Consider the following 21,459-nt stretch of genomic DNA (forward strand, 5'->3'; position numbering starts at 1 on the left):
ATCCCGACCGAGCGAGGCGACTTCCGCTTAACTCTCGAAAGCTGACGTTTATGAGTACACGTCCTAGTCCACAAATGCCGCAGGGTGAACAAAGCGAAAGCGTGCCACCGCAAGCATGGATGGGCACGGCGCTTCGCGCCTTTGCCCACCCTACGAGACCTACTCTGCCGCGGCGGCGACGCGCTCGGGAAATGCCGCCGCCAGCGCCGCGCGATCCGGCTTCAGCACACCGCGCTCGGTGATGAGGCCGGTGACGAGCCTCGCCGGCGTCACGTCGAAGGCGTAATTCGCGACCGGCGAGCCTTCGGGCACGATGCGCACCGTCTCCAGCCTCCCGTCGGCGGTGCGGCCGGTCATGTCGGTGACCTCCACGCCGCTGCGCTGTTCGATCGGGATGTCGCGGATGCCGTCATGGACGGCGAAGTCGATCGTCGGCGACGGCAGCGCGACGTAGAACGGCACGCCGTTGTCATGCGCGGCGAGCGCCTTCAGATAGGTACCGATCTTGTTGCAGACGTCGCCATTGGCAGCGACGCGGTCGGTGCCGACGATGGCGAGATCGACCATGCCATGCTGCATCAGATGCCCGCCGGTATTGTCGGGGATCACCGTGTGCGGCACGCCGTGATGGCCGAGCTCCCATGCGGTGAGCGAGGCACCCTGGTTGCGCGGACGCGTCTCGTCGACCCAGACATGGACCTTGATGCCGCGCTCATGTGCAAGATAGATCGGCGCGGTCGCCGTGCCCCAATCGACCGTTGCGAGCCAGCCGGCGTTGCAATGGGTCAGCACGTTGACCGTCTTGCCCGGCTTCTTCGCTGCGATCGCCTCGATCAGCTTCAGACCCTTGCCGGCGATGCCGCGGTTGATCTCGACGTCCTGCTCGACGATCTCGTCGGCACGCGCGTAAGCCGCCTCGGCCCTTTCCACCGGATCGATCGGCGCGAGCGCGATGCGCATCTCGTCCAGCGCCCATTTCAGATTGATCGCCGTCGGCCGCGCCACCACGAGCGTCTGGTAAGCACGCTTCAGGCCGGCGTCGGAGGAATCCTCGCGCATGGCGAGCGCCATGCCATAGGCCGCGGTCGCGCCGATCAGGGGCGCGCCGCGCACCAGCATGTCGCGGATGGCGACGGCAGCGTCCTCGCACGAGGTCAGCTTCGCGACGATGAACTCATGCGGCAGCCGGCGCTGATCGATCGCGCCGACCGACCACCCATCACGCTCGCGCCAGATGCTGCGGAAATGCTTGCCGTCGACCTTCATGGCATTCTGCCTTTTCGTCTCTCTTGCGTCTCACGCACGCAGCACGCGTCCTGCCACCGCATCGAGCTTCCTGAGGAGCTCCGGATCACGCGCCTCGGGCGCCGTGATCAGCGCGGTGTCGAGCGCGCGGTCCGAGCCGATCGGGCACGGCTCGTGCTCGCGCGGAAAATCCTTGGCCAGCCGCGCCACCAGCGCCTTCGCCTTGTCGGCGTTCGACGTCAATACGCGAATGATGTCCTGCACGGTGACCGCATCGTGGTCGGGATGCCAGCAATCGAAATCTGTCACCATCGCCACCGTGGCGTAACAGATCTCCGCTTCGCGTGCGAGCTTCGCCTCGGGCATGTTGGTCATGCCGATCACGGAATAGCCGAGAGTCTTGTAGGTCATGCTCTCGGCGTAGGTGGAGAATTGCGGCCCCTCCATGCAGACATAGGTTCCGCCGCGCACGATCGCGATATTCTCGGCTTCAGCCGCGGCCGCGAGGTGGATGCGCAACCGCGGCGAGACCGGGTGTGCCATCGACACATGCGCGACGCAGCCCCGGCCGAAGAACGAGCTCTCCCGCTTGTGGGTACGGTCGACGAACTGGTCGACGAGCACGAAGGTGCCGGGGGGCATCTCCTCCTTGAAGGAGCCGCAGGCGGACAGCGAGATCAGGTCGGTGACGCCGGCGCGCTTGAGCACGTCGATATTGGCGCGATAATTGATGTCGGAGGGCGACAGGCGGTGCCCCTTGTCGTGCCGTGGCAGGAACACGATCGGCAAGCCGGCGATGGTGCCACGCCTGAGGGGAGCCGACGGCTCGCCCCACGGGCTGCTGATCACCTCTTCGCGCGCACCTTCGAGGCCCGGCAGGTCATAGATGCCCGAGCCGCCGATGATGCCCAATACTGCCTGCGCCATGCCTGCTCCACCATGTTCGTCACGTACGACATGGTTAAGCTATGCCAGCTTTGGGGCGGTTTTGGAACGGGGGAGGGGTGATGGCGGTGGTGTGGTGGCGCGCGCTCCACACTCGGTGTCGTCCCTGCGAACGCAGGGCCGATAGCCGCAGTTTTGGCTTAAGCCGCGGTCGCCAACCGCAGCTGGGCCGCGACCATCCGCTCCAGCGTTTCGACGGACTGGAAGTTCTCCGGCGTGATCTCGGACTGTGGGATGGTGAAGTCGAACTCGGCTTCGACGCCGAGCATCAGATTGACCATGTCCATCGAGGTCAGGCCGGCATCGACCAGCTTGGCGGACGGCGTGACGTCGGCGCTGAGCGAATTCTGCTCGAGGATGCCCTTCACCAGCTTGATGATGCGATTGCGCAATTCGGTATCAAAGGCTTGCATCGGCAAATTCCCGTCTGTCTGTCGAAGGTCCGGACCGGCTTGCCGCTACGATGGGCGCGGCCCGCCGGTCCCGCAATGGCCAGCACCAATACTTCGCGTTTCTTAGTAAACGATGACTCAGATTGTCTGGAATTCGCCCTTCTTCCAGAATCCTAACGCGATGCCGGAAAATCAGGAGATGCAAACAACCCGAACTTAACTGTTCGTTCGGAATTGGGCTTTGTTTACCCTCTATTTCATCGACGAATTTGAATTAAATCCGTAGCCTCATCTCACAAGCAAAGATGGCCGGAGGATCGCTTACGCGCATCGCGAATGATGCCGGCGATCTCGAACGGCAAACCGGAGGCGGACGAGTATGAACGTGCGTGAAGCAGTCCTCACTGTCGACGAAACGCAGACAAGCTTCCTGGAGCAGACGCCTTCCCTGATCGAGCGCGCCGCCCGGACCGCTGCTGCGGCGGCGGCCGACGCCGACGGCGTCGACCGCGACGCCCGTTTCCCGCACAAGGCGTTCGAGGTCGCGCGTGAGCAGAAGCTGCTCGGCGTCATGATCCCGGTCGAGTTCGGCGGCTTCGGCGCCTCCATCTACGACGTCACCGACATCTGCTACACGCTGGGACGCGCCTGCGCCTCGACCGCGATGATCTATGCGATGCACCAGACCAAGGTCGCCTGCGTCGTCAGGCACGGCCACGGCATCCCCTGGATGGAAACCATGATGCGCCGGGTCGCCCGCGACCAGTGGCTGCTCGCCTCCTCCACCACCGAAGGCCAGAACGGCGGCAACATCCGCGCCAGCGCCGCCGCCGTCGACCACGCAGGCGATACCGTTTCGCTGGTGCGCGACGCCACCGTGATCTCCTACGGCGCCGAGGCCGACGGCCTCGTCACCATCGCCCGACGCGCCACCGAGGCCGCAGCCTCCGACCAGGTGCTGCTGGCGCTCGCCAAGGACGATTACTCGCTGAAGCGGACGCTGGGCTGGGAAACGCTCGGCATGCGCGGCACCTGCTCGACCGGCTTCGAGCTGAAGGTCGATTGCCCCGCCGACCGCGTCTTCCCGGAAGCCTATGACAAGATCCATGCCCAGACCATGACGCCGTTCGCACATCTGTGCTGGTCGTCGGCCTGGGCCGGCATCGCTGCCGCAGCCGTGACCCGCGCGCAGGCCTTCATCCGCAAGGCGGCGCGCTCTTCCGGCGGCCAGATGCCGCCGGCCGCTGCGCATTTCACCGCCGCGAAGATGTCGCTGGCCAAGCTGCGCGCGCTGATCGCGGCCAACATCGATGCTTTCGCCCACGCCGAACACGACGAGCGCGCCCTCGCCTCGCTCGACTTCCAGTCCTCGATCACGCTTCTCAAGGTGCAGGCCTCCGAGCTCGCGGTCGAGACCGTAATGCACGCGATGCGCACGGCCGGCCTCTCCGGCTATCGCAACGACGGCGAGTTCACCATGGGCCGGCATCTCCGCGACGTGCTGTCGTCCCCGATCATGATCAACAACGACCGCATTCTGGCCAACGCCGCGACGTCGACGCTGATGAGCGGGGTGCCGACAAGCCTTCGTGACTAAGTACCTGGCGACTGAACCAACAAGAACAATTTTGAGATAGCAGGACACCTAACCATGAACATTGCCGTCCTCCCCGATTCGCCCGCCACCGCGCCGCAGATGATCGATCCGCTCGATCATCTCGCCGACAAGCTGTTCCATCGCATGGGCGCCGACGGCGTCTATGCCCGCACCGCGCTCTATGAAGGCGTCGTCGAGAAGCTCGCCGCGCTCATCACCGGCCATCGCGAGGCCGGCACCGAGGTGATGCGTTTCCCGCCGGTGATGAGCCGGGCCCAGCTGGAAAAATCCGGCTACCTCAAGAGCTTTCCGAACCTGCTCGGCTGCGTTTGCGGCCTGCACGGCACCGAGCGCGAGATCAACGCCGCGGTGAGCCGCTTCGATGCCGGCGGCGATTGGACCACCTCGCTCTCGCCCGCCGATCTCGTGCTGTCGCCGGCTGCCTGCTACCCGGTCTATCCGATCGCGGCGAGCCGCGGCCCCTTGCCGAAGGGCGGCCTGCGCTTCGACGTTGCCGCGGATTGCTTCCGCCGCGAGCCGTCGAAGCATCTCGACCGGCTGCAATCGTTCCGGATGCGCGAATATGTCTGCATCGGCACGCCCGACGACGTCGCCGACTTCCGCGAGCGCTGGATGGTGCGCGCGCAGAAGATCGCGACCGACCTCGGCCTGACCTTCCGCGTCGACTATGCCAGCGACCCGTTCTTCGGCCGCGTCGGACAGATGAAGGCGGTGAGCCAGAAGCAGCAGCAGCTCAAATTCGAGCTCCTCATTCCGCTGCGCTCGGAAGAGCAGCCGACGGCCTGCATGAGCTTCAACTATCACCGCGAGCATTTCGGCACGACCTGGGGAATCCAGGATGCCAATGGCGAGCCGGCCCATACGGGCTGCGTCGCCTTCGGCATGGACCGGCTGGCGGTCGCCATGTTCCACACCCACGGCACCGACCTTTCCGCTTGGCCCGCCAAAGTGCGGGAGATCATGGGCATGCAGCCGTCGGCGACGGTCGGCGCCCATGGCGAAGGTTGGCGCTAAAGCGAACGAGGCCTGCCATTTCCACGGGTAAGACGAGCGTGATCCACACCAAAACCCGATGCCGCGAGATCACCGAGTCCGACGCAGAAGCGGTCGCGGACCTGCTGACGCGCGGCTTCGTGGGCCGCTCGCGTAACTATTGGATCCAGGGCCTGCGCCGGCAGGCCTTCCGGCCCGTGCCGGAGGGCTATCCGCGCTTCGGCTACATGCTCGACAATGAGGGCACGCCGGTCGGCGTGCTGCTGCTGATCTATACGGAACGCAAGAACGGCGAAGAGACCGCCATTCAGTGCAACCTGTCCAGCTGGTATGTCGATCCGGCCTACCGCAACTACGCCCCGCTGCTGACCAAGATCGCCCAGCGGCACAAGGACGTGACCTATTTCAACATCAGCCCAGCGCCGTGGACCTGGCCGATCATCGAGACCCAGGGCTTTCGCGCCTATTGCCGCGGCATATTCTTCTCGGTGCCCGCACTGGCGCGCGTCCCGCGCTGGAGCGAGATCGAGGTCATCTCGCCTCACGCCAAGACGATCGAGGGACTTTCCGAAGCCGAAACCGAGTTGCTGACGCGGCATGCGCGCTACAATTGCCTCAGCCTCGTCTGCCGCACGCCGAAGGGAACATTTCCGTTCATTCTACAACCGGTGCGCATCCGCCGCGGCTTCATTGCGCCCCCAGCGATGAAGCTGATCTATTGCCGTAGCGCCGCGGAATATTCCGCCTGCGCAGGCCGTATCGGCCGGTTGCTGCTTCGGCTCGGCAAGATCGCGGTGGCGATCGATTCCAATGGACCGGTTCCCGGCCTTGTCGGTATTTATACCGAGCGGCGCGGCCGCAAATATTTCAAGGGCCCGCATCGGCCGCAGCTCGGCGATCTCACGGATACGGAACTCGTGTTGTACGGGCCGTAGCGAAGGCTTTCGGACCCAATCATCTCGGGAATTTGCCGCGTCCTGCCGGTCAACTCTTGCAGGCGCCTCGGCATTCCGCCCCTCTCTCCATCGCCGGTCACCCTCCGTAAACTACTGCGCTTAAGGGAATTTTCCGGCCTCTTCGTTACCCTCGGTGGCTGAATTAGGTTGCGTTAAGTCTATTGCCCGCCGAGATCCTGCCGATCCCATGATTTCGACCTGCGACAACGAGCTTGGTGCGCGCCGCGAGCAGGGCCCGGAAGCCCTGGTCGCGCTGAGCCAGCTTGCGCTCGACCACATGGAACAGGGCGTCTGCGTCTACGACGCCGACAACCGGATCGTGCTGGTCAACCAACGCTACCTGTCCCTGTTCGGCATGTCGGCCGACATCGTACGGGTGGGCACGAGCTACCGCGAGGTGCTCGCGCACAGCGCCGGCCGCGGTAACTTTCCGGAAAGCGAGATCGACGCGCTCTATTCGGCGCGGATCGCGGAGATCGCGGGGGGAAAACCGTTCCGGACCGAGCAGCGGCTAGCCACCGGCCTCGTCATGTCGCTCGAGCTGAAGCCGCTTCCCGGCGGCGGCTGGATGACGATCTGCGACGATGTCACCCGCCTCGCCCGGCTCGAAGCGGAATTGCGCGTGCAGACCGAGCGCAGCCAGCACGCGCTCGCCAACATGTCGCACGGCCTCATCATGTACGACGCCGACAGCAGCGTCGTCGTCTGCAACGAGCGCTTCCTGAGCCTCTACAACCTCGATCCCGCAATCGTGAAACCGGGCGTCTCGCATCATGCGGTGCTCGACCATTGGCTGTCGCGCGGCAACATGGCCGGCATGCCGGCCGACGAATTCCAGCATTCCAGATTGGAGGACGTGCGCGCCAGGCGGGCCAAGACCATGCTGGTGATGCGCTATGACGGACGCATGGTGCAGACGGTCTCCCGTTTCCTGCCCGATGGCGGCTGGGTGACCGTGCACGAGGATGTCACGGAGCGGCTGCAATACGAGGAGACGCTGAGGCAGCAGAACTTCATCCTCGACGCGGCGCTGGAGAACATGGCGCACGGGCTCGCCTTCTACGACAGCGACATGCGCCTGCGCGTCTGCAACACCACTTATCGCAAGATCTACCTGCTGTCGCCGGAAGAGACCAGGCCCGGCACGCATCTCTCCGAGCTGATCGAGCGTTCGATAGCGAACGGCGCGTTTGCCTCGGAATACAGCCCGCAGCAGATCCTCGAAGCTGCCCGCGCGCGGATCGCGAGCCGCGATTGCTCGCCGATGCGACGGCGCATGTCGAACGACACGGTGATCTCGGTGCGCTATTGCGCGCTGCCCGAGGGTGGCTTCGTCGCTACCTATGAGGATATCACCGAGCGCGAACATGCGATCGGGGAGCTGAGCGAACAGTACCGCCGCTTCGACGCGGCGCTGAACAACATGAGCCAGGGTCTGTGCATGCTCGACTCGAGCCTGCGCGTGATCGTCTGCAATCGCCGCTATATCGAGATGTACGGCCTGTCGCCCGACATCGTGAAGCCCGGCGTCTCGATGCGCGAGATCATGGAGCACAGCTGCGAGCTCGGCATCCACCCGAACATGACGGGGGCAAGGCTCTATGCCGACTATGTCGAACGGCTGCGCGAGGGCGAGCACACGCTGCACCGGCATCTGAACGACGGCCGCATCATCAAGCTCAATCACAAGCGCATGGAGCAAGGCGGCTGGGTCGTCACCTATGAGGACGTCACCGAGCGCCACAAGGCCCAGGCCCGGGTGGCGCATATGGCGCAGCACGATTCTCTGACGGATCTGCCCAATCGCACGCTGTTCCGCGAGAAGATGAGCGAGGGTCTGAACCAGGTCGCGATCGCCGGCGGCGCGATGGCGGTGCTGTGCTTCGACCTCGATAATTTCAAGACCGTCAACGACCGCCTCGGCCATGCCGCGGGCGACCGCCTGTTGCGCTGGGTCGCGGCGCGCCTGAAGGAGAATGTCGGCGAGCACGACACCGTCGCGCGCCTCGGCGGCGACGAATTCGCCGTGCTGCAGCGCGGACCGCAGCCGCAATCGGCGGAGAAGCTTGCGCGGCGCCTGGTCGAGATCATCGGCCGCCCGCCGCCGCTGGAGAGCCAGTCGATCCATGTCGGCGCCTCCGTCGGCATCGCCATCGCGCCCGATCACGGGCTCGATGCCGACGAGCTGATGAAATGCGCCGACCTCGCGCTGTACCAGGCCAAGGCCAAGGGGCGCGGGGCCTATCAACTGTTCGAGCCCCAGATGGAAGAAGAGGCGCGCAGCCGCCACGCGCTGGAGCAGGATCTGCGCGGCGCGCTGGAGGCACGCGAATTCCACCTGGTGTTCCAGCCGCAGATGCGGCTCGATTCGTCGGAGCTCACCGGCTTCGAGGCCCTGCTGCGCTGGAAACATCCGTCGCGCGGCTTCATCTCGCCGGCCGAGTTCATTCCGATCACGGAAGAAAACGGACTGATCGTGCCGCTCGGCGAATGGGTGCTGCGCAGCGCCTGTGCGACCGCCGCGTCCTGGCCTGGTGTCGCCGTCGCGGTGAACCTGTCGCCGGTGCAATTCCGCTCGCGCGGATTGGTGGCAATGGTCACGAGCGCGCTCGCCGAAGCCGGTCTGCCGCCGCAGCGTCTCGAGCTCGAAGTCACCGAGACGGCCCTGCTCGACGACAGTGAAGCGACCATCGAGATCCTGCATCAGCTCCGCGCGCTGGGCGTCCGCGTCAGCCTCGACGATTTCGGCGTCGGCTATTCCTCGCTGAGTTACCTGCGCAAATTTCCGTTCGACCGCATCAAGATCGACCGTTCCTTCGTCGGCACGCTCGGCGAAAGCCCCGAGAGCGTTGCCATCGTCCGCACCATCGCCAGCCTCGGTTCCGTGCTCGGCGTCGAGACCACGGCAGAGGGTGTGGAGACCGAGGAGCAACTCGACTTCGTGCGCGAATGCGGCTGCACGGCCGTGCAGGGCTATTATTTCGGCAAGCCGTGCCCCGCATCGGAAGTCGGCCGCACCATCGAGACGCTGAATACGGTCCGGCGCGTGGCGTAACGGCTTTCTGCTCGCTCAAATTCCGCCTCTCGGCACACGGCCAAACGACGAATTGTCGCATGTGCCGGTTTGACCGGCATTGCCGCACCGACCGCCGCGCCCCTATCGCGCAACGCGCTTTTCTTCTCCCGCGATTTCGGGAACAATCCTCTCACAAGAACGAAGAACGGCGGCCCGCAAGCGGCCCCGAGGGAGGAATTCCGATGCCGCGATACGGGCTGAAGACGATCGCATTTGCCGCAATCCATGCTGTCCTGGGCACATTGCTCTCGACCGCCGTAATGGCGCAGGACTATCCCACCAAACCCATCACGCTGATCGTGCCATGGCCGGCCGGCGGCTCGACCGATATCTCGATGCGCGCCATCGCCGACAGCGCCTCGAAGGTGCTGGGGCAGCCGATCGTGATCGACAACAAGGCCGGTGGCGGCGGCACGGTGGGGCCCGCGACCATGGCCGCGGCCGCGAAGCCCGACGGTTACACCATCTCGCAGATTCCGATCACCGTCTTCCGCCTGCCCTTGATGCAGGAGGTATCGTGGGACCCGGCCAAGGATTTCACCTACATCGTCCATCTCACCGGCTACACGTTCGGTGTGACCACCAGCGCAGAATCGCAGTTCAAGAGCTGGAAGGACGTGGTGGAGTTCGCGAAGGCCAACCCGGGCAAGGTCACCTATGCCACGCCGGGCGCCGGCACCTCGCTGCATATCGGCATGGAGCAGATCGCCGGGATGTCCGGCATCAAGCTGACGCAAGTCCCGTTCAAGGGCGGCGCGGAGACCAACGCCGCGGTGCTGGGACAGCACACGATGCTTCAGGCCGATTCCACGGGATGGCGACCGCTGGTCGACGCCGGCAAGCTGCGCCTGCTGATGGTATGGACCGGCTCACGCTCGCCGAACTATCCCGATGTGCCGACGCTGAAGGAGCTCGGCTACCCCATGGTCTATGATTCCCCGTTCGGCATCGCCGGCCCGAAGGGCCTCGATCCAAAGATCGTCGCCAAGCTGCACGATGCCTTCAAGAAGGCGGTCGAGGATCCCGCCGTCGTGGCAACGCTCGCCAAATACGACATGGTGCCGAACTACAAGAACACCGAGGACTACAAGAAGTTCGTCCTCGAGGTCACGGAGTCCGAGCGCAAGGTGATCGAGACGCTCGGGCTGGCGAAGAAGTAGGACTGAGCCACCAGCGTGTCCCGGACGCGGTGCAGCGCTTCTTCAGCGGTGCACCGCAGAGCCGGGACTCATCCTGCCAAGCATCCATGGACCCCGGATCTGCAGCGCGTCACTTCGTGCCGCGCAGCGTCGGGGGAACGGCCGAGAGGGTGTCGATGACCAACCAAACCAACGCAAAACTCCGCCTCGACAATTCCGAGCTCTGGGGCGGGCTGATTGGGCTCGCGCTCGGCGGCTTCGTGATCTGGTCGGGCATGAAGCTCAAGCTCGGCACCATCAACGATCCCGGCTCCGGCTACGTGCTGTTCTACACGGGCATCCTGATGTGCCTGTTCGCTGGCGCCATCATCGTCTCGGCGGTCACCGAGGGCGGCCCGACGCTGGCCTCGCGCTGGGAGAATGTGCGCTGGAGCAAGCCGCTGCTGCTGATCGCATGTCTCGTGGCATTCTCCGTTGCACTGGAGCCGCTCGGCTTTCTGCTGTCGTCGATCCCGTTGATGCTGCTGCTGTTGCGGCTGATCGATCCGGTGCGCTGGACACTGGCGATTCCGATCGCCGTGCTGGTGCCCATGGGCATGTGGTGGGTGCTCAAGCGGCTGCTGTTGATCCAGCTGCCCTCGGGCCTGTTCGGGATCGGCTGACCCATGGATACACTCGTCAACGTCGCGCATGGGTTCGGCGTCGCGCTGCTGCCGGTCAACCTGCTCTACTGCTTCATCGGCGTCTTCATCGGCACGCTCGTCGGCGTGCTGCCGGGCATCGGGCCGATCTCGGCAATGTCGCTGCTGCTGCCCGTGACGCTGTCGGGCACGCCGGAATCCGGCATCATCATGATGGCCGGCATCTATTACGGCTCGATGTATGGCGGATCGACCACCTCGATCCTGGTCAATATCCCCGGCGAGGCGGCTTCCGTCGTCACCTGCATCGACGGCCACCAGATGGCGAAGCAGGGCCGCGCCGGCCCTGCGCTCGGCATTTCGGCCTTCGGCTCCTTCATTGCCGGCACGTTCGCGCTGATCGCCTTGATGCTGGTCGCGCCGAAGCTTGCCAGCGTCGCCATCGCGTTCGGCCCGGCCGAATATTTCAGCCTGATGGTGCTCGGCCTCGTCGTGCTCACCTTCCTGACCCAGGGCTCGATGCCGAAGGCGCTGCTGATGGCATGTATCGGCGTCGTGCTCGGACTGATCGGGCTCGACAGCATCACGGCGCAGCCGCGCCTGACATTCGGCCGCATGGAATTGATCGACGGCATCGGGCTCGTGCCCGTCGTGATGGGCCTGTTCGGCGTCGCCGAAGTGCTGCTCAACACCGAGCAGGCGATCAAGCGTGACGTCATCAACACCAGGATCACGCACCTGCTGCCCACCAGGGAGGACTGGAAGGCCAGCGCAGGTCCGGTCGGCCGCGGCACCATTCTCGGCTTCTTCCTCGGTATCCTGCCGGGCGGCGGCGCGGTGGTGGCGTCCTTTGCGTCCTACGCGCTGGAGAAGCGGCTGTCGAAGACGCCCGAGCGTTTCGGCCATGGTGCGATCGAAGGCGTCGCGGGGCCGGAATCGGCGAACAACGCCGCGGCAGGCGGCGCCTTCATTCCTCTGATGACGCTCGGCATTCCGCCGAACGTGGTGATGGCGCTGCTGCTCGGGGCCTTCGTCATTCACGGTCTGCAGCCGGGGCCGCTGCTGATCACGCAAAACCCCGGCCTGTTCTGGGGCATCGTCGCCAGCATGTATATCGGCAACGTCATGCTGCTGATCCTGAACCTGCCGATGATCGGCATGTGGGTGCAGCTGCTCAAGCTGCCCTACAACATCCTGTTCCCCCTGATCATCCTGTTCACGATCCTCGGCGTCTACTGCTCCAGCAACAACGTGTTCGACGTCTATGTGATGATCGCGTTCGGGATCATCGGCTATTTCATGCGCAAGCTCGGCTACGAGCCGGCGCCGCTGGTGCTGGCCTTCGTGCTGGGACCGATGATGGAGAACAACTTACGTAAGTCGCTGATCCTGTCGCAGGGCGATCTCTGGACCTTCGTGCAGCGGCCGATCTCGGCGGTGTGCCTCGCATTCGCAATGGTGCTACTGATCGCGCCGCTCCTGCCCGCGCTGCGCAAGAAGCGCGAGCTGGTGGCGCTGGATGAGGGGGCGTAACGTTTTGCAGAGGTCGGCTAAGATACAATTTCGCGAAAACAACCCCATGCACAGTAGATGGGGGATTGATTTCACAGGGAAAATTCTAGCGTGACATGCTACCCCGCCGCCGGCAGCGCGCTATCCGTCGGCGCGCCCCACGGCCGCTCTGCCGATGCCAAGCCGATCAGGCGGCCCTGGATATAGTCGCAGCCCCAGTCGCGCAGCATGCTTGCGGCTTCCTCATCCTGCACCCATTCGGCGACCGTCTTGATGTCGAGCCGGCGCGCGAGATCGATCAGCGTCTGCACGAAGGCGCGGTCGTCCGCGGAATGGGTGATGTTCTGCACGAAGGCGCCGTCGATCTTGACGATGTCCACGCCGAGCTTGCGCAGGTTTCGGAACGAGGTGTAGCCGGCGCCGAAATCGTCGATGGCGATGCGGCTGCCGAAATTCTTCAGCCGCGTGACGAAGCCACGGACGTCGTCGATGTCCTGGATCGCGACCGTCTCGGTGATCTCGACGATCAGCCGCTCGGCAACGCCGGGATGGGCCAGCATCAGCGATTCGATTCCCGCCCACCAGTCCGGATCCATGGTGGTATCGGGCGAGATGTTGAGGCTGAGGCAGATGTCGGGCGCGGCGGCGAGCTCGGCGACCACGAGCTCGAGCACGCGGTGATCGACCAGGCGGATCAGGCCGAGCCGTTCGGCGACCGGCACGATGTCGGGCGCGAGCAGCACCTGGCCGCCGCCCTGGTCCATCCGCACCAGGCATTCGTGGAAGGCGCGCTCGCGCGAGGCGGCCGACACCACCGGCTCATAGGCCAGCTTGATGCGGCGCTCGTTCAGCGCGGTGACGATCTCGTCGGTGACGCGGATATTGACGCGGCGCTGCGCGTCGCGCGCGGCATCCGGACGCCATGCCGCGAACGAGCCGGCCCGGCGGCGCTTGGCGGCGTCCAGCGTCTCATGGGCGCGGTTGACGGCCTCGTCGGTGTTGCGGGCGTAGCGCGGCAGGCTGACCGCGCCGATCGAGGCGGTGACCGAGACCGGGCCGGATTTGGTCGGCACCACCTCGTCGCGAATGCCGGCGAGGAAACGCTCGGCGGCGACGTTCATGTCGTCGACGGTGCAGTTCTTCAGGATCAGGCCAAACTTGTTGCCGGAAAAGCGGCCGAGCGCGTCGCCGCCACGCAGGCGCGAGCGGATGCGCTTGGCGATGTCGAGGATCACAGCGTCGGCAACGTCGAAGCCAAAGGCGTCGTTGACGCGGGCGAGATGGTCGATGCCGACCAGCATGAACGCCGCAGTGGAGCGGAAGCGGGTCGTCTCCTCGATCGCCTCGGCCAGCGCGGCGATCAGGTGCGAGCGGTTGAGCTCGCCGGTCAACGGATCGAGCCGGGCCAGCTTGGTCAGCTCCTCGTCGCGGGCATGGCGCTCGTTGTTGATACGGATCGAGCCGATCGCGCGCGTGGGGCGGCCGTCGGGGCCGGCGAACCAGCGGCCGGTCTCCTCGATCCAGATCACGGGATCGGCGGCGCTCATGCGGACGCCGTACTCGACACGGTAGGGCGTGCCGTCGGCGCCGTGCACGGCGGACGTCTGCGCCAGCGCCGCGGTCCGCAGCGACGACGCGGGTTCGATCAGTTTGGCAAATTCGGCGCCGGTCGCGAGGCGCTCGGCGGGAATGCCGGGAAAAACGCTGGCGACCTGGTCACCCCAGACAATGGCATCGCTGGCGACGTCCCAGGCGAACACGGCCTGGCCGAGCGCGGCCAAAATGTCGGAAGCTTGCGGCAATGCAGGGGTCAAGATCGCCTCGTTTCGGGACAGCGGGTAAGTCCTGGGCCGGCACAGAATAGGGCCAGATTCGCCTTCGACCCTAGGCAAAGTTCATAAACAATTTGGAAACCACGTTTCCGAGCCGCCCAGGAACGATTAAGCTCGGCCGGCATAGGCCTTGCGAGACCATCACATGCACCGGCGCCAATGTCCCAAAACGCGCCAGCTCAATCTGATGAACGGTGTTGCGATGGCGACGACGGATGGAATCGAAGAGATCAAGCGGCAGGGCGGCACGGCCCTGGTCCCGCTGATGCCGACGTTACGCTGGGTGCACAAGACGCCGATACTGCGCCCCGATCCGAGCTTCATCACCCAGCTCATCGCCAATGCCGAGCAGCTGCCCCAGGCGAGCCGGCTGCGCCGCGGTTCTTCCGAAGACGTGCAGATGGCCTATGGCGGCAAACGCCCGCTGCAGAGCGTCAGCGCACGGACACGGCAGGTCGCTTGAGGCTGATCAGCGCGGCGGCGTCTCGGAAGACGGCGGCGTGCCGTTACCCGGCTGAAGCTGCGGCGAGGGAATTTCCGGCGAAGACGCGCCCTGCACGGGCTTGGGCGCAGGATGATCCATCAGCACGGATTCCGCGACGGACTGCGCCGAGGGTGCGGGAGGCTCTCCCGGCACCGGCTGCGGCGCAATCACCGGCTCGAACTTGCGCTCGGACGCCGCATCCTCCACCGGCGCCTCAGCCTGGCGCTTGGCCTTGCGCGGCGCCGGCACCGTGGTCTCGGCGACATAGGTGACGCGGCGGCGCGTGCGCTGGGCAATGCCGCCGAGGAAATCCGCCATCGCCAGCAGCACCAGCAGGAAATAGGTCGAGTTGCCGAATTTGGGCCACATCACGAATTCGGCCGCGGCCGCGCCGAAGATGATCAGCGACAGCAGATGGTCCATCAGGAATTTCGATCCGGGCCGCGCGCCCTTGACCACCTCGAGCAGCAGCAGCACCACGCCGAGCGCGAGCATGAGATCAGCCAGCGTGACCGGCCAGGCCTCGCCCGTGATCATCGGCACCCGAAACAGCACATCCGAGAAGGACACGCTGGGCATCAGGAAAGCGATGATGTTGTACACCGCGAGCGGGATCAGAAGCAGCGGGAAACCGACCATCGGCAAAATGCCTTCTCAAGCATGATATCCGGACAGAACAATGCAGCGGCGAAGCATTCGCTCCGCCGCCGTCACCGTCTATCTCATGGGTGGGCCGAAATCAGGCAGGCGAAATCCTCCTGCCCGGAGAAAGGTCCTGGAGCTCAGGACTCTTTCTTCTTCAGGACCTGCCGGCCCTTGTACATGCCGGTCTTGAGGTCGAGATGATGCGGACGACGGAGCTCGCCGGAGTCCTTGTCTTCCACATAGGTCGGCTTCTTGATGGCGTCTGCCGAGCGGCGCATGCCACGGCGCGACGGCGAGGTTTTTCTTCTCGGAACGGCCATTTCAATATCCTCTAGGGATTGGTGTCATCAGGGCATCGTCCGCGGGACGGCTCAGCACCCAAACGGGGCGAGCGAAATGCCGATCAAGGCCGGGCTTATAGAGGAAGGCCGGGCGTAAAGCTAGGCTCTTGGGCCGGAAAATACGCTCCGAATGGGCCCAAAATCAGCGATTTTCCCGCCAGCAGGTCGCAAGCGAGCTCGCCTGCCCCCGGGCCATATAGGTGGCCGCCAGCCGCCGGACACCCGGGCCGGGGGTTTTGGCGCTGCGTTTGACCGGATTCGGCAGGATCGAGGCCAGCAGGGCCGCCTCCCGGGGGGATAGGTCCTCGGCCGACTTGCCGAAGGCAAAGGCGCTGCCGGCCTCGACGCCGAACTGGCCCTTGGGGCCGAACTCGGCGATGTTGAGATAGATCTCCAGGATCCGCGGCTTGGGCAGGACGAGATCAATCCAGAGCGCCAGCGGGAATTCGAGCGCCTTGCGGACGAAATCCCGCCCCTGCCAGAGGAACAGATTTTTCGCGACCTGCTGGGTGATCGTCGATGCGCCCCGGAACGGCGTACCGTCCTCCTGGGCATCGTCGATCGCCTCGCGCAGCGCGCCCCAATCGATGCCGTGATGCCTGCAGAAATGGGCGTCCTCGGCTGCAATCACCGCTCGCGGCAGATAAGGCGACATCGCCGCCAGATCGATCCATTCCCGCTGCATCGGCGCGCCACGGAGCGAGCGCCATGCCATCAGCGTCGAAACGGGATGGCCGATGCGGTAGAACGGCGCGATCACATAAGGCGCGAGAATGACGACCGCGAGCGCTACGAGCAGGATTTTGACGATGCGCAAATCGACCTTTCCGGCATGGAACGAGAAGCGGCCATGGATCACCCCATTAAGTCTGTGATAATTCGGGCCTTTTCCAGCACTTTTTAGGCCTTCCAAACGATTGACTGGGGCGGGCGCATAAAGGATTGTCCCGCCGAATTTTAGTTCTGGAGCCTTTCTTGATGACCGGCACGTCCCCGTCCGATTTCGCCAAACGTCTGGACAAGACCGCTGATGACACCGAAGCCCTGCTCGGGCGCCTGCTGTCGGACGACATCCTGCACGATGAGATCGCCCGGCCCAAGCGACTGATGGACGCAATGCGCTATTCGAGCCTCAACGGCGGCAAGCGCCTGCGGCCGTTCCTGGTGGTCGAGAGCGCTGCCGTATTCGGCGTGTCGCGCGAGGCCGCCCTGCTCGTCGGCGCCGCGCTCGAATGCATCCACTGCTATTCGCTGATCCACGACGATCTGCCGGCGATGGACAATTCGGACCTGCGTCGCGGCCGTCCCACCCTGCACAAGCAGACCGATGACGCGACCGCGATCCTCGCCGGCGACGGCCTCCTGACGCTCGCCTTCGACATCGTCACCCGCGACGAGATCCATCGCGACGCCAATGTGCGCCTCCTGCTGACACGCGCGCTGGCGCGCTGCGCCGGCATCGGCGGCATGGTCGGCGGCCAGATCCTCGATCTCGCCGGCGAAGGCCGCTTTGGCGGCAACGAGCCGATCGATGTCGCCCGCATCCAGCAGATGAAGACCGGCGCGCTGCTGCGCTACGGCTGCATCGCCGGTGCGATTCTCGGCCAGGCCTCGCAGAAAGAATATCAGGCGCTCGACGATTACGGCCGCGCGCTCGGCGAGGCCTTCCAGATCGCCGACGATCTGCTCGACGTCGAAGGCGATGCAGCCGCGCTCGGCAAGCCGGCCGGCGCCGATGCCGCGCTCGGCAAGACCACGTTCGTCACCCAGCTCGGCATCGAAGGCGCCAAGCAGCGCGTGCGCGACCTGCTCGCCCGGGCCGATAGCGCCGTGTCGATCTTCGGCGACCGTGCCGCTGTGCTGCAGGCCGCCGCACGCTTCGTCGCCGAGCGGAAGAACTGACGCGCTGCTATGGCGGGCAACGGCAAGGAAGATCCCGCCCTCGCCCGCTTCCGCAAGATGTCGCGGCCGGTGCGGCTGATCTATGCGCGGCCGCGGACCTTCATCGCGGTTGCGGCCGGCATCCTGGTCGGCCTGCTGCTGCCAGGCTCGTACCGGTTGGTGACCCGCCTGTTGTTCGGCTGGGATGCGCTGATCGCGGTCTATCTCGTGCTGGTCTATGCGATGATGCTGTGCAACGACCACCAGCACATCCGCCGCTCCGCCGCGATGCAGGACGACGGCCGCTTCCTGATCCTGCTGGTGACGGCCACAGGCGCATTCGCCAGCATCGCCGCGATCGTCTCCGAGCTCGGCACGCCGCATCGCGGCGTGTGGGAGCTCACGATCGCGATTGCCACCATCGCGCTGTCATGGGCCGCCGTGCACACGACGTTCGCGCTGCATTACGCGCATGATTATTACCGCGGCGCCAAGCCCGGCGGCCTGCAATTCCCGAGCGGCGACAAGGAAGACCACGCGGACTATTGGGACTTCGTCTATTTCTCGTTCGTGATCGGCATGACCGCGCAGGTCTCCGACGTCGGCATCACCGGCAAGACCATCCGCCGCACGGCCACCGCGCATGGGATCGTTTCATTCATCTACAACACGGCCCTGCTGGCCCTGACCGTGAACATCGCGGCGAGCGCAATTTCGAACTGATCGTCCCGGCGTTGCCGGGACGATCAGAATTGTCAGTTGCAGACCTCGGCATTGGCGTCATTGGAGGGGCCGCCACCGCCGCGATATTCGAGATGGCAGCCGCGGCTGACAGGACGGCAGCCGGTGCTGTTGCAGAACATCTGCCCGCCGCCCGAGGCACGGCTGGCGCCAGCGGCAATGCCGGCCGCAGCACCATAACCACCCGCGGCCCCGGCCGCCGCACCGCCGGCCTGACGACGCTGCCGCGCAGGACGCTCATCGCCGTCGTCGCGCTTGGCGGTCGCGGGTTTGGCCGGCTTGGCCGCACGCTGCTTTTCGCACTCATTGTCGTCATTGACCGCATAGCCCTCGCGGCAGACGATCTTGCTGCACTTGTCGCCGTCGGCCTTGAAGCCATGTTCGCAAACCAGCGGACAGACGCGCGACGGCTTGGCCTTGACGGCGTCGAGCGCGTCGGTGCTCGCAACCTTCACGTCGAGCTTGGTGCCGGCGTAGCGGTTGAACTGCGACAGTGAACGCTGCGAGGACGTACTCCAGTTGCCGTCGGCTGTGCCCGAGAAGCAGCCGACGCGGCCGAGCTCGGTCTGCACGGATCGGCTGAGATCGGCCGGCGCAGTCGCCGGCGTCAGCGACGCGACGTTGGTGCCGGCGGGGCTCGCCGTGCTGGCCGGCGCCGCGCTCGGGGCCGCAGCGGCGAGATTGACGCGCTGCTGCTCGGCGGCAGCGGCCTGCTGCTGTGCCTGCTCCTTTGTCTTCTGCGCGGCAAGCTGCGCCTGCTCGGCGGCCTTGGCATCGGCTGCGGCTCTGGCCTGCGCATCCTTCTGGGCGCCGAGGGCGGCGAGACGATCCCGCTCGGCCTCGGCCTGCTTCGCCTTCGCGATCGCCGCTGCGTGGGCCTGCTCGGCGCCGATCTTTTCGACCTGGAGCTTGGCAAGGTTCGCATAGAAACCATCGGGGTGCTGGGCGAGGAAGGCATCCCATGCCGCCTTGTTGCCGACCTGGAGCGCGAGCTCATAGTCGCGGCGGATATCGGCCTGCGGGTTAGCCACGGGCGCGACGGGTGCGGCCGCCGCGACCTTGACCGGGACCAGCGGCACGTCGTCGCCGCCGAGCGATCCGTAGACGAACGGCTCCTGCTTGTTACCGGTCGACTTGAGCACCTCGTCGCGCACGAAACCGAAGGCGCGGCGAACGTCGAGGCCCGGCGTCGTCAGATATTTCGACAGCGCAACCGTGAAGGGGCTGTTGGCACCGTCACCGTCCTGGGCGGTGAAGCCGGCCTTCGCCGAATAGGCGATCAGCGTGTTGGGGCTGGTCGGCTCGACCTGGGCGAGGCCACGGCCGATGCCGCGCGAGGCCACCGTACGCTTCATCGTCTTGCCGAACGGATTGTCGCGGCAGGCATCCAGGATCACCAGACGAAGCTGTTTTGCCGGTTCGACGGCAACCAGCACGCGATCGAGCGAGAGCGCCTCGTCATAGACGTCGGTGTCGCGCTCGAGCTTGGCGTCGACAGGGATCAGGTAATTCGAACCCTCGACCTCGATACCGTGACCGGCATAGTAAACCACGGCAATGTCGGCATTGCGGGTCGCGTCGGCGAAATCGCGCAGCACGCGCCGCGTCTCCTGGGCCGATAGATCGTGTCGGTAATCGACGGTGTCGAAACCGGCCTCCTTCAGCGTCTTGGCCATCACCGCACCGTCGTTGACGGGGTTGGTGAGCGAGGGCGCGTGCCGATAGGCCGAGTTGGCAAGCACCAGCGCGACGCGGTTGCCCGCGAACGCGGGCTCTGCGCCGAACAGCAGCGCTGCGGCGAGGAGAAGCGGGCAGAGTCTGAGCAGATTGCGCATGACACAACTTCCGAAGTTCGGGGCGTTTCGAGCCCCTTTAGGACCGCTTTAGCAGGATCTGGCGGCGGCGCTTGTGATGGAGGTCACGAAGACCGCACCAACGACAGCCCGAAAGTCCCCCTCTGTTTGTCGCGCCAGTCCGGCCGCGGTTCGCCGCCAAGCCGGCGTGCGGACCAAATTCCCCTAGCCATCACCGATATGCCCCCGATATTGCGGCAGATTGTCCGTAATGTCGTGCCAGGACGCCTTCGAGGCCACGAAAATATGGGCGCTCGGCCGGATCGAGGGGGTATCGACCAGGGTTCCCATGGCGACATGGACCCATTGTCCCTCACGCACCCGGGAATAAAGCAGCGAGCCGCATCGCCCACAATGCGCGTCGTGGGTGGTGTCGTCGCCGAAAATCAGCCGCTGGTCGTCGCCCCGGACAATACGGAGCTTGTCCTGCGCGATGCCGGCGAACGGCTTGAAGGCGGAGCCGGTGGTGCGACGGCAATTCGAGCAATGGCAGTTCATCGCATAGGAGAATGCGTCGGCAACCTCGAAGCGCACGGTGCGGCAGCAGCATTCGCCGATCAGGATACGAGCGTTCGAATTTTCTGATCCGGTCATGGCGAGGCCTCACGCAAATGGCTGACACACCCATAGCGCATTTTGACCTGTACGACTAAGTTCGTCCCAAGCCATCATGCAAAAGGATGACCCATGAACCAGAACCGCTCGAGCGTCGAAGCCGTCGTGCAATGCTATTTTGACGGCCTTTACGAGGGCGACGCCGAAAAGCTCGGCGCCATCTTCCATCCCTCGGCGGATTTGCGCTGGGTCGAGAAGGGCGAGCTGCAGGTGCTGACCGTACCCGACTGGCTCGACCGCGTGCGCAAGCGCCCCTCCGGCAAGGCCGAAGGCAAGCCGCGCGAGGACTTCATCGTCACCATCGACCGTTCCGACGAGAAGACCGCCTTCATCAAGGTCCGGTGCCAATTGCCGCCGCGCTTCTTCACCGACTATCTGGTGGCGATGAAGCTCGCCGACGGCTGGCAGATCGTATCGAAATCGTATCGCTATGATTTGAGGGAGTGAGGGGACCTGATCGTCTGCTGCCCAATATCTGCCGCGCTCACCCTCCAATTTCCGCGACGCGTAAGTCTCTCGCCCCGTCATTGCGAGGAGCTCTTGCGACGAA

General features: G+C 65.1%; 20 protein-coding genes. 11 read left to right on the plus strand and 9 right to left on the minus strand.

From position 1 onward, the window contains the following. Positions 1 to 159 precede the first annotated feature (159 nt). The 3 genes from mtnA to ML401_RS34385 form a co-directional block, all read right to left on the minus strand. On the minus strand, positions 160 to 1,266 hold the full coding sequence (gene mtnA / locus ML401_RS34375; protein ID WP_285808647.1) for an S-methyl-5-thioribose-1-phosphate isomerase: 1,107 nt from the start codon (positions 1,264 to 1,266) through the stop codon (positions 160 to 162). Positions 1,267 to 1,296: 30 nt separating this feature from the next. Further along, a complete protein-coding gene (locus ML401_RS34380; protein WP_285808649.1) occupies positions 1,297 to 2,172 on the minus strand; it encodes an S-methyl-5'-thioadenosine phosphorylase in 876 nt (291 codons plus the stop codon). Positions 2,173 to 2,330: 158 nt separating this feature from the next. Next, the gene (locus tag ML401_RS34385; RefSeq protein WP_285808651.1) at positions 2,331 to 2,603 is read right to left on the minus strand and encodes a phosphopantetheine-binding protein; all 273 of its coding nucleotides are present in this window, start codon (positions 2,601 to 2,603) and stop codon (positions 2,331 to 2,333) included. A 358-nt stretch (positions 2,604 to 2,961) separates the two neighbouring features. Here ML401_RS34385 and ML401_RS34390 point away from each other — a divergent pair, with 358 nt between their 5' ends. From ML401_RS34390 to ML401_RS34420, 7 genes are all read left to right on the plus strand, one after another. Then, complete coding sequence (locus tag ML401_RS34390) at positions 2,962 to 4,179, plus strand: acyl-CoA dehydrogenase family protein (protein WP_194405005.1); 1,218 nt, start codon at positions 2,962 to 2,964, stop codon at positions 4,177 to 4,179. Between the two features lie 54 nt (positions 4,180 to 4,233). Further along, complete coding sequence (locus ML401_RS34395; RefSeq protein WP_259218070.1) at positions 4,234 to 5,214, plus strand: amino acid--[acyl-carrier-protein] ligase; 981 nt, start codon at positions 4,234 to 4,236, stop codon at positions 5,212 to 5,214. Between the two features lie 38 nt (positions 5,215 to 5,252). Continuing rightward, complete coding sequence (locus ML401_RS34400) at positions 5,253 to 6,128, plus strand: acyl-CoA acyltransferase (protein ID WP_285808656.1); 876 nt, start codon at positions 5,253 to 5,255, stop codon at positions 6,126 to 6,128. A 208-nt stretch (positions 6,129 to 6,336) separates the two neighbouring features. Further along, positions 6,337 to 9,204: a PAS-domain containing protein gene (locus tag ML401_RS34405; RefSeq protein ID WP_285808658.1), complete on the plus strand. Its 2,868-nt coding sequence runs from the start codon at positions 6,337 to 6,339 to the stop codon at positions 9,202 to 9,204. A gap of 203 nt (positions 9,205 to 9,407) precedes the next feature. Further along, positions 9,408 to 10,385 carry a tripartite tricarboxylate transporter substrate binding protein gene (locus ML401_RS34410; RefSeq protein ID WP_259218073.1) on the plus strand — a complete coding sequence of 326 codons (978 nt, stop codon included), beginning with the start codon at positions 9,408 to 9,410 and terminating at the stop codon, positions 10,383 to 10,385. A 155-nt stretch (positions 10,386 to 10,540) separates the two neighbouring features. Further along, a complete protein-coding gene (locus ML401_RS34415; protein WP_285808660.1) occupies positions 10,541 to 11,026 on the plus strand; it encodes a tripartite tricarboxylate transporter TctB family protein in 486 nt (161 codons plus the stop codon). A 3-nt stretch (positions 11,027 to 11,029) separates the two neighbouring features. After that, positions 11,030 to 12,538 carry a tripartite tricarboxylate transporter permease gene (locus ML401_RS34420; protein ID WP_259218076.1) on the plus strand — a complete coding sequence of 503 codons (1,509 nt, stop codon included), beginning with the start codon at positions 11,030 to 11,032 and terminating at the stop codon, positions 12,536 to 12,538. Positions 12,539 to 12,636: 98 nt separating this feature from the next. Here ML401_RS34420 and ML401_RS34425 read toward each other — a convergent pair whose 3' ends face one another. Then, on the minus strand, positions 12,637 to 14,331 hold the full coding sequence (locus ML401_RS34425; protein ID WP_285808662.1) for a bifunctional diguanylate cyclase/phosphodiesterase: 1,695 nt from the start codon (positions 14,329 to 14,331) through the stop codon (positions 12,637 to 12,639). Positions 14,332 to 14,551: 220 nt separating this feature from the next. On the opposite strand from ML401_RS34425, the gene ML401_RS34430 reads away from it, so the two are divergent. Then, on the plus strand, positions 14,552 to 14,812 hold the full coding sequence (locus tag ML401_RS34430) for a hypothetical protein (protein WP_285812782.1): 261 nt from the start codon (positions 14,552 to 14,554) through the stop codon (positions 14,810 to 14,812). Positions 14,813 to 14,818: 6 nt separating this feature from the next. Here ML401_RS34430 and ML401_RS34435 read toward each other — a convergent pair whose 3' ends face one another. From ML401_RS34435 to mtgA, 3 genes are all read right to left on the minus strand, one after another. After that, entirely contained in the window at positions 14,819 to 15,472 is a 654-nt protein-coding gene (locus ML401_RS34435) for a hypothetical protein (RefSeq protein WP_212064983.1), read from the minus strand. A gap of 143 nt (positions 15,473 to 15,615) precedes the next feature. Then, complete coding sequence (gene rpmF / locus ML401_RS34440) at positions 15,616 to 15,798, minus strand: 50S ribosomal protein L32 (protein ID WP_007598106.1); 183 nt, start codon at positions 15,796 to 15,798, stop codon at positions 15,616 to 15,618. A 163-nt stretch (positions 15,799 to 15,961) separates the two neighbouring features. Beyond that, the gene (mtgA, locus tag ML401_RS34445; RefSeq protein ID WP_285808756.1) at positions 15,962 to 16,636 is read right to left on the minus strand and encodes a monofunctional biosynthetic peptidoglycan transglycosylase; all 675 of its coding nucleotides are present in this window, start codon (positions 16,634 to 16,636) and stop codon (positions 15,962 to 15,964) included. A gap of 161 nt (positions 16,637 to 16,797) precedes the next feature. Between mtgA and ML401_RS34450 the strand changes: the two genes are divergently transcribed. Both ML401_RS34450 and ML401_RS34455 read left to right on the plus strand, forming a co-directional pair. Next, entirely contained in the window at positions 16,798 to 17,721 is a 924-nt protein-coding gene (locus ML401_RS34450; RefSeq protein ID WP_194405014.1) for a polyprenyl synthetase family protein, read from the plus strand. Between the two features lie 9 nt (positions 17,722 to 17,730). After that, complete coding sequence (locus ML401_RS34455; RefSeq protein ID WP_211415420.1) at positions 17,731 to 18,423, plus strand: DUF1345 domain-containing protein; 693 nt, start codon at positions 17,731 to 17,733, stop codon at positions 18,421 to 18,423. A gap of 32 nt (positions 18,424 to 18,455) precedes the next feature. Here the strand turns inward: ML401_RS34455 and ML401_RS34460 are convergent, their stop codons facing one another. Together ML401_RS34460 and ML401_RS34465 are read right to left on the minus strand one after the other, a co-directional pair. Further along, positions 18,456 to 20,276, minus strand: coding sequence for a caspase family protein (locus ML401_RS34460; RefSeq protein WP_285808757.1), 1,821 nt, complete (start codon positions 20,274 to 20,276; stop codon positions 18,456 to 18,458). Positions 20,277 to 20,459: 183 nt separating this feature from the next. Then, on the minus strand, positions 20,460 to 20,888 hold the full coding sequence (locus ML401_RS34465) for a GFA family protein (protein WP_259218081.1): 429 nt from the start codon (positions 20,886 to 20,888) through the stop codon (positions 20,460 to 20,462). Positions 20,889 to 20,981: 93 nt separating this feature from the next. Between ML401_RS34465 and ML401_RS34470 the strand changes: the two genes are divergently transcribed. Beyond that, entirely contained in the window at positions 20,982 to 21,356 is a 375-nt protein-coding gene (locus tag ML401_RS34470) for a nuclear transport factor 2 family protein (protein ID WP_194405018.1), read from the plus strand. Positions 21,357 to 21,459: the final 103 nt, after the last annotated feature.

It is taken from the genome of Bradyrhizobium sp. 62B, assembly GCF_030272265.2.
Taxonomy (GTDB): Bacteria; Pseudomonadota; Alphaproteobacteria; order Rhizobiales; family Xanthobacteraceae; genus Bradyrhizobium.

Coding starts and splice junctions, on each gene's coding strand:
- ML401_RS34410 (WP_259218073.1), top strand. CDS start 9,408: ATGCCGCGATACGGGCTGAAGACGATCGCATTTGCCGCAATCCATGCT.
- ML401_RS34450 (WP_194405014.1), top strand. CDS start 16,798: ATGACCGGCACGTCCCCGTCCGATTTCGCCAAACGTCTGGACAAGACC.
- ML401_RS34415 (WP_285808660.1), top strand. CDS start 10,541: ATGACCAACCAAACCAACGCAAAACTCCGCCTCGACAATTCCGAGCTC.
- ML401_RS34465 (WP_259218081.1), bottom strand. CDS start 20,888: ATGACCGGATCAGAAAATTCGAACGCTCGTATCCTGATCGGCGAATGC.
- rpmF (WP_007598106.1), bottom strand. CDS start 15,798: ATGGCCGTTCCGAGAAGAAAAACCTCGCCGTCGCGCCGTGGCATGCGC.
- ML401_RS34390 (WP_194405005.1), top strand. CDS start 2,962: ATGAACGTGCGTGAAGCAGTCCTCACTGTCGACGAAACGCAGACAAGC.
- ML401_RS34470 (WP_194405018.1), top strand. CDS start 20,982: ATGAACCAGAACCGCTCGAGCGTCGAAGCCGTCGTGCAATGCTATTTT.
- ML401_RS34380 (WP_285808649.1), bottom strand. CDS start 2,172: ATGGCGCAGGCAGTATTGGGCATCATCGGCGGCTCGGGCATCTATGAC.
- ML401_RS34455 (WP_211415420.1), top strand. CDS start 17,731: ATGGCGGGCAACGGCAAGGAAGATCCCGCCCTCGCCCGCTTCCGCAAG.
- ML401_RS34385 (WP_285808651.1), bottom strand. CDS start 2,603: ATGCAAGCCTTTGATACCGAATTGCGCAATCGCATCATCAAGCTGGTG.
- ML401_RS34460 (WP_285808757.1), bottom strand. CDS start 20,276: ATGCGCAATCTGCTCAGACTCTGCCCGCTTCTCCTCGCCGCAGCGCTG.
- ML401_RS34435 (WP_212064983.1), bottom strand. CDS start 15,472: ATGGTCGGTTTCCCGCTGCTTCTGATCCCGCTCGCGGTGTACAACATC.
- ML401_RS34395 (WP_259218070.1), top strand. CDS start 4,234: ATGAACATTGCCGTCCTCCCCGATTCGCCCGCCACCGCGCCGCAGATG.
- ML401_RS34405 (WP_285808658.1), top strand. CDS start 6,337: ATGATTTCGACCTGCGACAACGAGCTTGGTGCGCGCCGCGAGCAGGGC.
- ML401_RS34420 (WP_259218076.1), top strand. CDS start 11,030: ATGGATACACTCGTCAACGTCGCGCATGGGTTCGGCGTCGCGCTGCTG.
- mtnA (WP_285808647.1), bottom strand. CDS start 1,266: ATGAAGGTCGACGGCAAGCATTTCCGCAGCATCTGGCGCGAGCGTGAT.
- ML401_RS34430 (WP_285812782.1), top strand. CDS start 14,552: ATGGCGACGACGGATGGAATCGAAGAGATCAAGCGGCAGGGCGGCACG.